Raw genomic sequence first — 11,442 nt, 5'->3', positions numbered from 1 at the left:
TTCACAGCGCCGGAGATCAGGGTTCGGCTGCCGAGAGCTGGTCGTACCGCTCGCGATTTGTGCGCACCTCGTCCATGTGCGCCTCGGCCCATGACTTCACCCCGATCATCAATCGCTGCAAGGAAACGCCCAGTTCGGTGAGCTCGTAGGTGACTGTGACCGGCACGCTTGCGGTCACCGTCCGGGTGAGCAGGCCGTCGCGTTCGAGGGATCGCAGCGTCTGGGTGAGCATCTTCTGGCTGACCCCGGCCAGGCGCCGGGAGAGTTCGGAATAGCGCATCTGGCATGGCTCGCCGGCGCTTGCGCTCCCGGGTCGCAGCCCGTCGCCACCGAGGGCCGCCAGGATCAGCGCCACCCACTTGTCGCTGATGCGGTCGAGCAGCTGGCGGCTGGGGCAGTTCGCCAGGAAGGCGTCGTAATCCATCTTTGCTCGGGCCCGTTTCTGGGCCGCGGTTGTCGTCGGCACGTCCGCTCCATTTCGTCCGAGGTGACTTACGCACTTCGAAGTGCGTACTTCCCATTGGAGAGCTACCCCTCCATCGTGGAGTGGGAAAGCAGGTCACACAAGGGTCTACAAGGAGTGAGTTTCCATGTGTGTTGCCACGTTTCGCGCCGCAGTCGTCCGTACCCCGGATGGGCCGGATTCGATCGAGATCATCGACGTTGCGCTGACCGAGCCTGGTCCCGGCCAGGTCCAGGTCAAGGTTGCCGCGGCGGCGGTGAATCCCGTCGACCTCGGTGTCGCAGGCGGTGTGTTCCACGATCTCGGTCTGGTCGATCAACCGAACTGGACCGGACTCGGCTGGGATTTCGCGGGCACCGTCGAGGCCGTCGGGCCAGATGTAGATCTGGCTGTGGGGACGCGGGTGGCGGGTGTCTTGGCCGGATTCGACCGGGACTACGGCACCTACGCCGAGCAACTGGTGGTGTCGGCGGCCGACGTTGCTGTCGTGCCGGACGAATTGGACTTGATCACGGCATCGACGGTGCCGCTCAACGGATTAGCCGCGGCGCAGATCCTCGATCTGCTGGGCGACGCACCGGCAGGGGATCGGCTGTTGGTGACCGGCGCCGCGGGCGCGGTCGGGGGATACCTCGTCGTGCTCGCCCAGGAGCGCGGTTGGAAAGTGACCGGGCTGGCCCGCGAGCACGATGAGGAGTTCGTCCGCGGCCTGGGAGCTGCCTTCACCGCCGCGGCCGAGCCGGGGTGGGACGCGGTCGCCGACGCCGGGGCCATGCAGCAGGCGGCTCTCGCGCTGGTCCGCGACGGCGGGCAGTTCGTCGGGGTGCAGCCGAGCTCCGAACTGCCGGTCGAACGCGGCATCGCCGTCGCGGCTGTGGTTGCCCACCCCGATGGCACCCGGCTCGGCGACCTCCTCGCCCGTACGACGTCCGGCCAGTTGCCGGCGCGGGTGCATGCCGTGCTGCCGCTCGATCAGGTGGCTGATGCCCACCGGGCACTCGCCAAAGGGGGAGTGCGTGGCCGGTACGTGCTCCGGCCGTGAGCTAGGCGCCGGCGAGCCGGTCCAGCACCGCGGCGTGCACCAAGCCGTTGGTGGCCAACGCGCTGCCGCCGTGTGGGCCGGGGGCGCCGTCGATGCTGGTGAAAGTGCCGCCGGCCTCGCGGATGAGAATGTCGAGCGGGGCGATGTCCCACAGCTTCACCTCGGGTTCGCAGGCGATGTCCACTGCCCCCTCGGCCACCATGCAGTACGACCAGAAGTCGCCGTAGGCGCGGACCCGCCACACCGCGTCGGTCAGCGCGACGAAGTTGTCCCGGCGGTCGTCCCAGCCGGTGGTGAGGTCGGAGTACGACAGGCTTGCCGACGCGAGATCCGCGACTCCTGACACCGACAGTTTGCGGGTCGTCCCGGCGAACGACCCGAACGCGCCCTGCCCCTGGCCCGCCCACCAGCGCCGGGCCAGGGCCGGTGCACTCACCACGCCAATGGTCGGGACGCCGTCTTCGAGCAGGGCGATCAGTGTGCACCACACCGGGACGCCGCGGACGAAGTTCTTGGTCCCGTCGATCGGATCGATCACCCACTGGCGTCCGGTCAATGTGGTTGTCCCACCGAACTCTTCACCGAACACCGTGTCGTCCGGGCGAGCCGTGGCCAGCGATGCACGCAAGGCCTCCTCGGCGCCGCGGTCGGCGTCGGTGACCGGGGTCAGGTCGGGTTTCGTCTCGATGCGCAGGTCCAGGGCGCCGAAGCGGTCCATGGTCAGGGTGTCGGCCTGATCGGCCAACTCGAGGGCCAATGCCATGTCGTCCGAGGTGGAACTCATGGCTGAAGTCCTACCATGGCCTGGTGTGGGAAATCGGCATACTCCTCTTGCTCGTCGGCGCGCTGGTGCTGCTGCTGGCGCCACGGATCATGGCGCGCCGGGGAATTCGCGGTGAACTGGCGCACGGCACGTTGCTGGTGACCGGGGTGAGCCCGCGTCCTGACGAGACGGGGGAGCAGTTCGTCACCATCACCGGTGTCATCACCGGCCCGACGGTCAACGAGCACGTCGTGTATCAGCGCATGGCCGTCGACGTCAACGAGTGGCCGACCATGGGGGCGCTGTTACCCGTCGTCTATTCGCCGGGCAACCCGGACAAGTGGGCATTTGCGCCTGCGGAGCCGCCCCCGGCCTGATCAGGCGTGCGCGATCCGGAGCAACTCGGCCACACTCGCCAGCTTCACCCGGGGCCGGCCCACCGACTCGCCGGAGGAACGCTCGTGCGCGTCGATCAGCTGCCAGTGTTCACCGGTGACGAGCTTCGGTTGATGTTCCAACAGCCATTCGGCCAGTTCGACGTCGTACTCTGGACCGCGCTCGTCGACGCCGGCCGTCGCGAGATCGCCGAGCAGGGTGTCGACGGTGTCCTGTGAGTCCTTCTTGTTGCTGCCGATGACCCCGGACGGTCCCCGCTTGATCCAGCCCACCACGTATTCGTTACGGCTGCCGTCGATTCGGCCGTCGGTGTGCGGGATAGTGCCGGAACGTTCGTCGAACGGCAGCCCCGGGGTCGGCACGCCGCGGTAGCCGACCGCCCGCACCACCAGCTGGGCCGGCAGCTCCTCGCGCTCGCCGGTGTCCTTGGCCACCATGCGTCCGTTCGGGTCGCGGACAAGTTCGTTGCGGCCCAGCACGATCGACTCGACCCGGTCGTCGCCGTGCAACTCGATGGGGGAGGTGCAGAAGCGGAATACGATGCGCCGCTTGGATTCTTGTGGCGGCTCGTCGACGTACTTCCGCAGCACCCTGATGTTCTGTTTGACGGTCTTGCCCGCCGCTTCGAGGTCTTCGTCGGTGATGTCGGCGAAATCGGCCGGGTCGAGGATGACGTCGACGTCGCCCAGTCCCTCCATGTCGCCCAACTCGCGCAGTTCCAGGGTGGTGAAGGTCGCCTGCAGCGGACCCCGGCGTCCGATCACGACCACTTCTTCCACCCCGCGGGTGTCCAGCGAGGCCAGCGCATGGTCGGCGATGTCGGTGTTGGCCAGGGCCTGTGGGTCGCTGACCAGAATGCGTGCCACGTCCAGTGCGACGTTGCCGTTGCCGACGACCACGGCCCGCCCGCCCGCCAGGTTGGGCGCCATGCCGTCGAAGTGGGGATGCGCGTTGTACCAACCGACGAAATCGACCGCGGCCACGCTGCCGGGCAGCTCTTCGCCGGGGATGTGCAGGGCCCGGTCGGATTGTGCTCCGATGGCGTAGACGACCGCGTCGTAGCGCTGCGCCAACTCGGCCGGGGTGACGTGCTCACCGACCTTGATGTTGCCGAAGAACCGGAACCGGGGATCGGCCGCGGTCTTGTCGAACTGGGCGCTGATCGACTTGATCTTCGGATGGTCGGGCGCCACCCCCGAGCGCACCAGCCCCCAGGGGGTCGGCAGCATCTCGAGCATGTCGACTCGCACGTCGCGATCGGAGTCGGGTAGATCGGCGAACTTCAGCAACGATGCGGCAGCAAAGAATCCCGAAGGGCCGGAGCCGACGATCGCTACGTGATATGGGCGCATACCCTGCCTTCTTACGAGCGGAAAAACCGTCACAGACCCGGCCGATGGCGTGCCGGGCCGGGTACCAACCGACTTTAAACACAGATCGTCTGCGCTGCCGCCAGTCGGAGAGAACTGCCGCCGAAATGCCGCCGGGTACCCTGAACATTCGTGGATCCAGACCGCCAAGCCGCCGTAGCCGCACTCGACACCACCCTGACGACCGTGGAGCGGGTGCTCGACATCGATGGCCTGCGCCAGCGGATCGACATGCTCGAGCAGCAGGCCTCCGATCCGAACCTCTGGGACGACCAGTCGCGCGCCCAGAAGGTCACCAGTGAGCTCTCGCACGCGCAGAGTGAATTGCGCCGGGTGCAGGACCTGCGTCAGCGTGTCGAGGACCTGCCGGTGCTGTTCGAGCTCGCCGCCGAAGAGGGTGGTGACGAAGAAGTCGCCGAGGCCGACGCCGAACTCGTCAAGCTTCGCGAGGAGATCGAGACCCTCGAGGTCCGCACCCTGCTCTCCGGTGAATACGACGAGCGCGAGGCCGTCGTCACCATCCGCTCCGGCGCCGGTGGCGTCGACGCCGCGGACTGGGCCGAGATGCTGATGCGGATGTATATCCGCTGGGCCGAGAAGCACGACTACCCGGTCGAGGTGTTCGACACGTCCTATGCCGAGGAAGCCGGGATCAAGAGCGCGACCTTCGCCGTGCACGCCCCGTTCGCCTACGGCACCCTCTCGGTGGAGCAGGGCACCCACCGGCTGGTGCGGATCAGCCCGTTCGACAACCAGAGCCGCCGCCAGACGTCGTTCGCCGACGTCGAGGTGCTCCCGGTGGTGGAAACCACGGACCACATCGAGATCCCCGAAGGCGACCTACGCGTCGACGTGTACCGCTCCAGCGGTCCTGGCGGGCAGTCGGTCAACACCACCGACTCCGCAGTCCGGCTCACCCACATTCCCACCGGCATCGTGGTGACCTGTCAGAACGAGAAGTCGCAGCTGCAGAACAAGGTTGCGGCGATGCGCGTGCTGCAGGCCCGCCTGCTGGAACGTAAGCGTTTGGAGGAGCGCGCCGAGATGGACGCGCTCAAGGGGGATGGTGGCAGCTCGTGGGGCAACCAGATGCGGTCCTATGTGCTGCACCCCTATCAGATGGTGAAGGATCTGCGCACCGAGTACGAGGTCGGAAACCCGGCCACGGTGCTGGATGGAGACATCGACGGATTCCTGGAAGCAGGAATCAGATGGCGCAACCGAAAAGACGACGACGACTGATTGACGATGACTAATACGGTGCTTGCCCTTCCTCTCGCCGACCGCTGGCACGATTTCTGGGTCGGCGAGATCGGCGTGTGGATCCTGACCACCGGCCTGCACATCGCCCTGTTGCTGATCGGGGGCCTGCTCGCCGCGCGGTTCATCAACTGGGCCGCCCAACGGGTGGTGCGCCGGATCGACGCCGAATATCAGGAGAGCGACCAGCTGGTGCGCTCGGAGAGCGCCAAGCATCGGCAAGCGGTCGCCTCGGTGATCTCCTGGGTGTCGGTGGCCGTCCTGTTCATCATCGTGCTCGTCGAGGTCACCGATGCGCTCGCGGTACCGATCGCCTCGCTGGTGGCCCCGGCCGCGGTGCTCGGTGCCGCCCTCGGTTTCGGCGCGCAGCGCATCGTGCAGGACCTGCTCGCCGGCTTCTTCATCATCACCGAGAAGCAGTACGGGTTCGGTGATCTGGTACGGCTGACCATCGCCGCCGCCAATGAGGCCGAGGGCACGGTCGAGGACGTCACGCTGCGGGTCACCAAGTTGCGGTCCTCCGAAGGCGAGATGTACACCGTGCCCAACGGGCAGATCGTCAAGGCGCTCAACCTGTCCAAGGACTGGGCGCGCGCCGTCGTCGACATCCCCATACCGGCCACGGTCGACCTCAACCTGGTCAACGATGTACTCAACGACGTCGCCGAGAAGGCGGCCGAAGACGGCGAGCTGTCCAAGCTTCTGCTCGACAAGCCGCAGTTGATGGGCATCGAGAGCCTCGGAGTCGACACCGTGAACCTGCGAATGGTCGCACGCACGCTGCCGGGCAAACAGTTCGACGTGGGCAGACGGCTGCGAATACGGGTGGTGCGCGCACTGCGCCGGGCCGGCGTGGCCTCGTCAGACGCATCGGTCGCAGCGGCCGGGGACGTCATCCATCCGGCCGCGGTCGCCGAGACGGTCGCGGCGCCCCCGGCATCGGCTCAGGAGTCGAAGAAGTGAAACCCGACTTCAGCAAGGTGACTGACGCCGCCGAAAAGCTCTGGCGTAGCAGGCTGGGCCGCGTTCGCACCTCGACGGTGGTGCTGATCGTGGCGTTCATCGCGCTGTCGTGGGTGCAGCAGGAGTACCGGCCCAAGCAGACCGCGCCGCAATCGCCCGACACCCAGGTGGTCCCGCCCGGGTTCGTGCCCGACCCCGACTACACCTGGGTGCCACGCACCAAGCTGCAGACCCCTCGCTCGACGACGCCGACGGAGACGCCGGAGACGACCGAGACCACCACACCGGAGACGACGACGCCGACGGAGACCACGACGCCGACCGAGCCGGTGCCCGGAGAGTCGACCAGTCCCACCACCACGCCGTTGCCCGGGGCGCCGCGGACGACGGTGTTCGATCCGGACGGCCCGGGACTGATCCCGCCCATCACGTTGCCGTTGGGGCCTGCGCCTGCACCCGCCCCGCCTACCGAGCAGTCGCTACCCGGCCAGGAACCGGCGGCCCCGACATTGCCGCGATAGCCTGACCTGCCGGATACTTCCGCCCCGCTACACTGGCGTGCCGTGATGATCACCCTCGACCGCGTGACTAAGCACTACAAGTCTTCGGCGCGCCCAGCGCTCGATGACGTCTCGTTGAAAATCGACAAGGGTGAGTTCGTCTTCCTGATCGGCCCGTCGGGTTCGGGCAAGTCGACGTTCATGCGGCTGCTGCTGGCAGCCGAGACGCCCACCTCCGGTGATATCCGGGTGTCCAAGTTTCACGTCAACAAGCTCGCCGGCCGGCACGTGCCGAGCCTGCGTCAGGTCATCGGCTGCGTGTTCCAGGACTTCCGCCTGTTGCAGCAGAAGACGGTGTTCGAGAACGTGGCGTTCGCGCTCGAGGTGATCGGCAAGCGTGGCGAGGTGATCAACCGGGTGGTCCCGGACGTGCTGGAGATGGTCGGCCTGTCCGGTAAGGCCAATCGGTTGCCGAGCGAACTGTCCGGCGGCGAGCAGCAGCGCGTCGCCATCGCGCGCGCCTTCGTCAACCGTCCACTGGTCCTGATCGCCGACGAGCCCACCGGAAACTTGGATCCGGAGACCAGCAAGGACATCATGGACCTGCTGGAACGGATCAACCGGACCGGCACCACGGTGCTGATGGCCACCCACGACCATCACATCGTCGACTCCATGCGCCAGCGGGTCGTCGAACTCGAACTCGGCCGGCTGATCCGTGATGAGCAGCGCGGCGTCTACGGAATGGATCGCTAAGTGCGCTTCGGCTTTCTTGTCAATGAAGTTCTGACCGGACTTCGTCGCAACGTCACGATGACGGTGGCGATGATCCTGACCACGGCCATCTCCATCGGCCTGTTCGGTGGCGGCCTGCTGGTGGTGCGGCTGGCCGACCAGTCCCGCGACATCTACCTGGACCGCGTCGAGAGCCAGGTGTTCCTGACCGACGACATCTCGGCCAACGACCCGAACTGCGACGAAGAAGCGTGCAAGGCGCTGTACCGCATGATCGACGACCGCGACGACGTGCGCTCGCTGAGCTTCCTCAACCGCGAGCAGGCCTACGACGACGCGATCAAGAAGTTCCCGCAGTACAAGGACGTCGCGGGCAAGGACGCGTTCCCGGCGTCGTTCATCGTCAAGCTCAACGACCCGGAGCAGCACGAGGCGTTCGACAAGGCGATGCAGGGTCAGCCCGGTGTGCTCAACGTGCTCAACCAGAAGGACCTGATCGACCGGTTGTTCGCCGTGCTCGACGGGCTCAGTAGCGTCGCGTTCGCGGTGGCGCTGGTGCAGGCGGTCGGTGCCGTGCTGCTGATCGCCAATATGGTCCAGGTGGCCGCGTATACGCGGCGGACCGAGATCGGCATCATGCGCCTGGTCGGTGCGACCCGCTGGTACACCCAGTTGCCGTTCCTCGTGGAGGCGATGATCGCGGCCCTGATCGGTGTGGTGATCGCGATCGTCGGCCTGATAGTGGTGCGAGCGGTGTTCCTGGAGAAGGCGCTCGACCAGTTTTATCAGTCGAATTTGATTGCCAGGGTCGACTACGCTGACGTGCTCTACTTCAGCGCACCATGGATGCTGTTCCTCGGCCTGGCGATGTCCGGGATTACCGCGTACGTGACGCTGCGGCTCTACATACGAAGGTAGTCGTGAACTAGTGGCGACCAAGAAGTCCAGCCCCGCCGGCAATAAGCAGATTGTGGCCAGCAATCGCAAGGCGCGGCACAACTACATGATCCTCGATACCTATGAGGCGGGCATCGCGCTCATGGGTACCGAGGTCAAGAGTCTGCGTGAAGGACAGGCCTCACTGGCCGACGCGTTCGCCACGGTCGACGACGGCGAGATCTGGCTGCGCAACGTGCACATCGCGGAGTATCACCACGGCACCTGGACCAATCACGCGCCGCGGCGCAACCGCAAACTGCTGTTGCACCGCAAGGAGATCGACAACCTGATCGGCAAGATCCGCGACGGCAACCTGACGCTGGTACCGCTGTCGATGTACTTCTCCGACGGCAAGGTCAAGGTGGAGCTGGCGCTGGCCCGCGGTAAACAGGCCCACGACAAACGCCACGATCTGGCCAAGCGTGACGCCGACCGTGAGATCACCCGCGAGTTGGGCCGCCGCGCCAAGGGCATGGCCTGAGCACCGCGGCCGACACGAAAAGGCCCCGGAATAATCACTTGGCGTTCGCCGTTGGGTCTGGCGTACCATTGACTGTCCTGCCGAGATTCGGCAGGGATGCGAGGGGCTGATCGGTTTCGACTTCGCGCATCGAATCAAGGGAAGCGTGCCGGTGCAGGCAAGAGACCACCGTAAGCGTCGTTGCAACCAATTAAGCGCCGATTCCAATCAGCGCGACTACGCACTCGCTGCCTAAGCGACTGCGTGTCTGTCAGACCGGGAGCGCCCTCGGCCCGGACCCTGGCATCAGCTAGAGGGACCCACCCACGGGTTCGGTCGCGGAATCCGTGGGGACATCAAACAGCGACTGGGATCGTCATCTCGGCTTGTTCGCGTGACTGAGAGATCCGAGTAGAGGCACAGCGAACTGCGCACGGAGAAGCCTCGAGGACATGCCGTAGGACCCGGGTTCAATTCCCGGCAGCTCCACCGAGAAGATGCAGGTCAGGGATCTAATCCCTGGCCTGTTTTCTTTTCTGTCATCACCCTTTGACCACGGCGCTTGGGCTGGCCATCCCCACGCATGGGTCCACTCGTCCTGGTTACGGGTTAGATTGAGGCATGTTTTCTCACCGCAAACGTCGCCCTCAGCAGGGCAGTGCGCGGTCAGGTGGTCGCTGGGTCGGGCTTGGCGCTGCTGCACTTCTCACCGCGGGAGCTCCGCTCGCCGCTTTCACCGCGCCGCCGATAGCGGCGGCCGCCGACTGTGCCGATGCGGAGGTCGTCTTCGCGCGTGGCACCGATGAGCCGGCCGGTATGGGCCGGGTCGGCGATGCCCTCGTCGATGCGCTGCGCAAGCAGACCGCCGGCATGAAGATCGACAGTTACGGGGTCAACTACAAGGCCAGCAAGCTGCAGCTGCACGGCGGCGACGGCGCCAAAGACGCGATTTCCCACATCAAGTCCACGCTGTCCTCCTGCCCTGACACCAAGATCGTGCTGGGCGGATACTCGCAGGGCGCGAGCGTGATCAACATCGTGGCCGGCAACCCGCTGGGCAACATCACGTGGGGCGATTCGCTCCCGCGTGAATACGCCGACAACGTCGTGGCGATCACCACCTTCGGCGACGTCGGCACTCGTACCAAGCAATCGATAGCAACCCAGAGCGCGCTGTACGGGTCCAAGGCGATCGACCTGTGCAACCCCATGGATCCGATCTGTCACGAGGGTCAGGGCAACGAGTGGAGTGGGCACACCGAGGGCTACGTCCCCGTGTACACCACCCAGGCGGCGTCATTCATCGCGTCGAAGCTGCTCGCCGGGTCTGGCCAATCGGTACCCGGGTACGGCCCGGCGCTGCCGGATTACGGTCAGCTGCCTGAGTTCGGCGTATTGCCAGGGTCCGGTCCGACGCCGGTGTATGGCCCACTGCCGGGCTCCAGCCCGGACACGTCGATGCACGGTCAGCAACCGGGGTACGGCCCGGCGCCGGGGTACAGCCCGGACGCACCTGGGTACGGAACGCAGCCACCCGGGTCGGGCACGTCGACACCCGGTCCTTCCGCACCGTCCTCCGGTACCGGGTGGGTCTAGGTAGTCCACGGGGCAGGGGCCGCAGAGATGCGGCCCTTCTTCGTTTTTCAGCGCAGAGACGCGTCCCCACCTGCGATCATGGGTAATCGTTCCCTGCGCTGAAACGGGGGAGTTGATCGAATTGTTGGCTGCACAACGCGAGTTCTCGGCATACGGCCCGTCACACCTGGTGGTGCTGGCGGTGTTCGCGGCCGGCGCGGCGCTGCTGGTGGTGATCGGCCGGCGGCAGACACAGCCGCAGGCCCGGATCCTGAGCCGTGTCCTGGCGGTTGCGCTCATCGCGGCATTTCTCGTGGCGTTGGCCTACAAGCTGGTCGACCCCACCATCGACACCTCGGTGCCGCTCCAGTTGTGCGACCTCGCCGAGCTCGCAGCGGCGTATGCCCTGTGGTCGCAACGGCATTGGGCCTTCGTCCTCACCTATTACTGGGGCCTCGTCCTGAGTTCGCAGGCTTTGATCACGCCGGACATCGGCACGGCAAAAGACGGAGCTCCGGACTTCCCCCACCACCTGTTCATCACGTTCTTCACCCTCCACGTGCTCGTTGTCTGGGCGGCCATCTATCTCACCTGGGGCCGTGGGATGCGACCGCGGTGGCGTGACTACCGCTTCGCGGTCATCGCGACGCTCACGTGGGGGGCCGTGACCTTCATTTTCAACGCGATCACCGGAGCCAATTACGGCTACCTGAACGCGAAGCCGCCCACCGCGTCACTGCTGGATGTGTTGGGTCCGTGGCCGGTGTATCTGCTGGTCGAGGTCGTGATCGTGCTGATCGTGTGGGCGTTGATGACCTGGCCGTGGGAACGGATGCGCTCCAGCTGTGAAATAGCTGTCAGTGGACCGGCGAAGTGATTATTGACACTGACACTTTGACAGGCTAGGTATATTACGCGCGACTGCGAATGTGTATCGCTTGCGACCTGTCCCATTGGGCGACAGTGGCCTGATCGA

13 protein-coding genes and 1 other RNA gene are annotated in these 11,442 nt (G+C 65.9%); 11 read left to right on the top strand and 3 right to left on the bottom strand.

Annotated features, from left to right (window positions below; genetic code table 11):
* Positions 1 to 16: 16 nt before the first annotated feature.
* Positions 17 to 466, bottom strand: coding sequence for a winged helix-turn-helix transcriptional regulator (locus AB0876_RS15650; protein ID WP_526042371.1), 450 nt, complete (start codon positions 464 to 466; stop codon positions 17 to 19).
* 124 nt (positions 467 to 590) lie between these two features.
* Here AB0876_RS15650 and AB0876_RS15645 point away from each other — a divergent pair, with 124 nt between their 5' ends.
* On the top strand, positions 591 to 1,505 hold the full coding sequence (locus AB0876_RS15645) for an NADP-dependent oxidoreductase (RefSeq protein ID WP_526042370.1): 915 nt from the start codon (positions 591 to 593) through the stop codon (positions 1,503 to 1,505).
* A gap of 1 nt (position 1,506) precedes the next feature.
* On the opposite strand, the gene hisN is transcribed toward AB0876_RS15645, so the two are convergent.
* Positions 1,507 to 2,289, bottom strand: a complete 783-nt coding sequence (gene hisN, locus AB0876_RS15640; RefSeq protein ID WP_526042369.1) for a histidinol-phosphatase — start codon at positions 2,287 to 2,289, stop codon at positions 1,507 to 1,509.
* Between the two features lie 23 nt (positions 2,290 to 2,312).
* On the opposite strand from hisN, the gene AB0876_RS15635 reads away from it, so the two are divergent.
* Positions 2,313 to 2,645, top strand: coding sequence for a hypothetical protein (locus tag AB0876_RS15635; protein WP_064878978.1), 333 nt, complete (start codon positions 2,313 to 2,315; stop codon positions 2,643 to 2,645).
* Here AB0876_RS15635 and AB0876_RS15630 read toward each other — a convergent pair whose 3' ends face one another.
* Positions 2,646 to 4,016 carry an FAD-dependent oxidoreductase gene (locus AB0876_RS15630; RefSeq protein WP_526042368.1) on the bottom strand — a complete coding sequence of 457 codons (1,371 nt, stop codon included), beginning with the start codon at positions 4,014 to 4,016 and terminating at the stop codon, positions 2,646 to 2,648.
* Between the two features lie 150 nt (positions 4,017 to 4,166).
* Between AB0876_RS15630 and prfB the strand changes: the two genes are divergently transcribed.
* From prfB to AB0876_RS15585, 9 genes are all read left to right on the top strand, one after another.
* On the top strand, positions 4,167 to 5,276 hold the full coding sequence (gene prfB, locus AB0876_RS15625) for a peptide chain release factor 2 (protein ID WP_418020089.1): 1,110 nt from the start codon (positions 4,167 to 4,169) through the stop codon (positions 5,274 to 5,276).
* A gap of 6 nt (positions 5,277 to 5,282) precedes the next feature.
* On the top strand, positions 5,283 to 6,257 hold the full coding sequence (locus AB0876_RS15620; RefSeq protein WP_491838358.1) for a mechanosensitive ion channel family protein: 975 nt from the start codon (positions 5,283 to 5,285) through the stop codon (positions 6,255 to 6,257).
* On the top strand, positions 6,254 to 6,778 hold the full coding sequence (locus AB0876_RS15615) for an Rv3103c family proline-rich protein (RefSeq protein WP_526042367.1): 525 nt from the start codon (positions 6,254 to 6,256) through the stop codon (positions 6,776 to 6,778). The genes AB0876_RS15620 and AB0876_RS15615 overlap by 4 nt, the downstream gene beginning before the upstream one ends.
* Positions 6,779 to 6,823: 45 nt before the next feature.
* Positions 6,824 to 7,513: a cell division ATP-binding protein FtsE gene (gene ftsE, locus AB0876_RS15610; RefSeq protein ID WP_055112280.1), complete on the top strand. Its 690-nt coding sequence runs from the start codon at positions 6,824 to 6,826 to the stop codon at positions 7,511 to 7,513.
* Positions 7,514 to 8,410 (top strand): permease-like cell division protein FtsX, encoded by an 897-nt coding sequence (gene ftsX / locus AB0876_RS15605; RefSeq protein ID WP_064878993.1) that lies wholly within the window; start codon positions 7,514 to 7,516, stop codon positions 8,408 to 8,410.
* Between the two features lie 10 nt (positions 8,411 to 8,420).
* The gene (smpB, locus tag AB0876_RS15600; RefSeq protein WP_448442783.1) at positions 8,421 to 8,912 is read left to right on the top strand and encodes an SsrA-binding protein SmpB; all 492 of its coding nucleotides are present in this window, start codon (positions 8,421 to 8,423) and stop codon (positions 8,910 to 8,912) included.
* Between the two features lie 102 nt (positions 8,913 to 9,014).
* Positions 9,015 to 9,383: a transfer-messenger RNA gene (gene ssrA / locus AB0876_RS15595) on the top strand.
* A gap of 129 nt (positions 9,384 to 9,512) precedes the next feature.
* Positions 9,513 to 10,487, top strand: coding sequence for a cutinase family protein (locus AB0876_RS15590; RefSeq protein WP_491838359.1), 975 nt, complete (start codon positions 9,513 to 9,515; stop codon positions 10,485 to 10,487).
* 121 nt (positions 10,488 to 10,608) lie between these two features.
* The gene (locus AB0876_RS15585; protein WP_526042753.1) at positions 10,609 to 11,343 is read left to right on the top strand and encodes a YwaF family protein; all 735 of its coding nucleotides are present in this window, start codon (positions 10,609 to 10,611) and stop codon (positions 11,341 to 11,343) included.
* Positions 11,344 to 11,442 lie beyond the last annotated feature (99 nt).

Origin of the sequence: Mycobacterium sp. NPDC049093 (assembly GCF_040704635.1) — a bacterium.
Classification (GTDB): domain Bacteria; phylum Actinomycetota; class Actinomycetes; order Mycobacteriales; family Mycobacteriaceae; genus Mycobacterium.
This window is presented reverse-complemented; position numbering and strand designations above follow the sequence as displayed.

Bases quoted from the DNA above. Each gene is read 5' to 3' on its own strand.
- AB0876_RS15645 (WP_526042370.1), top strand. From the start codon at position 591: ATGTGTGTTGCCACGTTTCGCGCCGCAGTCGTCCGTACCCCGGATGGG.
- AB0876_RS15630 (WP_526042368.1), bottom strand. From the start codon at position 4,016: ATGCGCCCATATCACGTAGCGATCGTCGGCTCCGGCCCTTCGGGATTC.
- AB0876_RS15620 (WP_491838358.1), top strand. From the start codon at position 5,283: ATGACTAATACGGTGCTTGCCCTTCCTCTCGCCGACCGCTGGCACGAT.
- ftsE (WP_055112280.1), top strand. From the start codon at position 6,824: ATGATCACCCTCGACCGCGTGACTAAGCACTACAAGTCTTCGGCGCGC.
- AB0876_RS15590 (WP_491838359.1), top strand. From the start codon at position 9,513: ATGTTTTCTCACCGCAAACGTCGCCCTCAGCAGGGCAGTGCGCGGTCA.
- hisN (WP_526042369.1), bottom strand. From the start codon at position 2,289: ATGAGTTCCACCTCGGACGACATGGCATTGGCCCTCGAGTTGGCCGAT.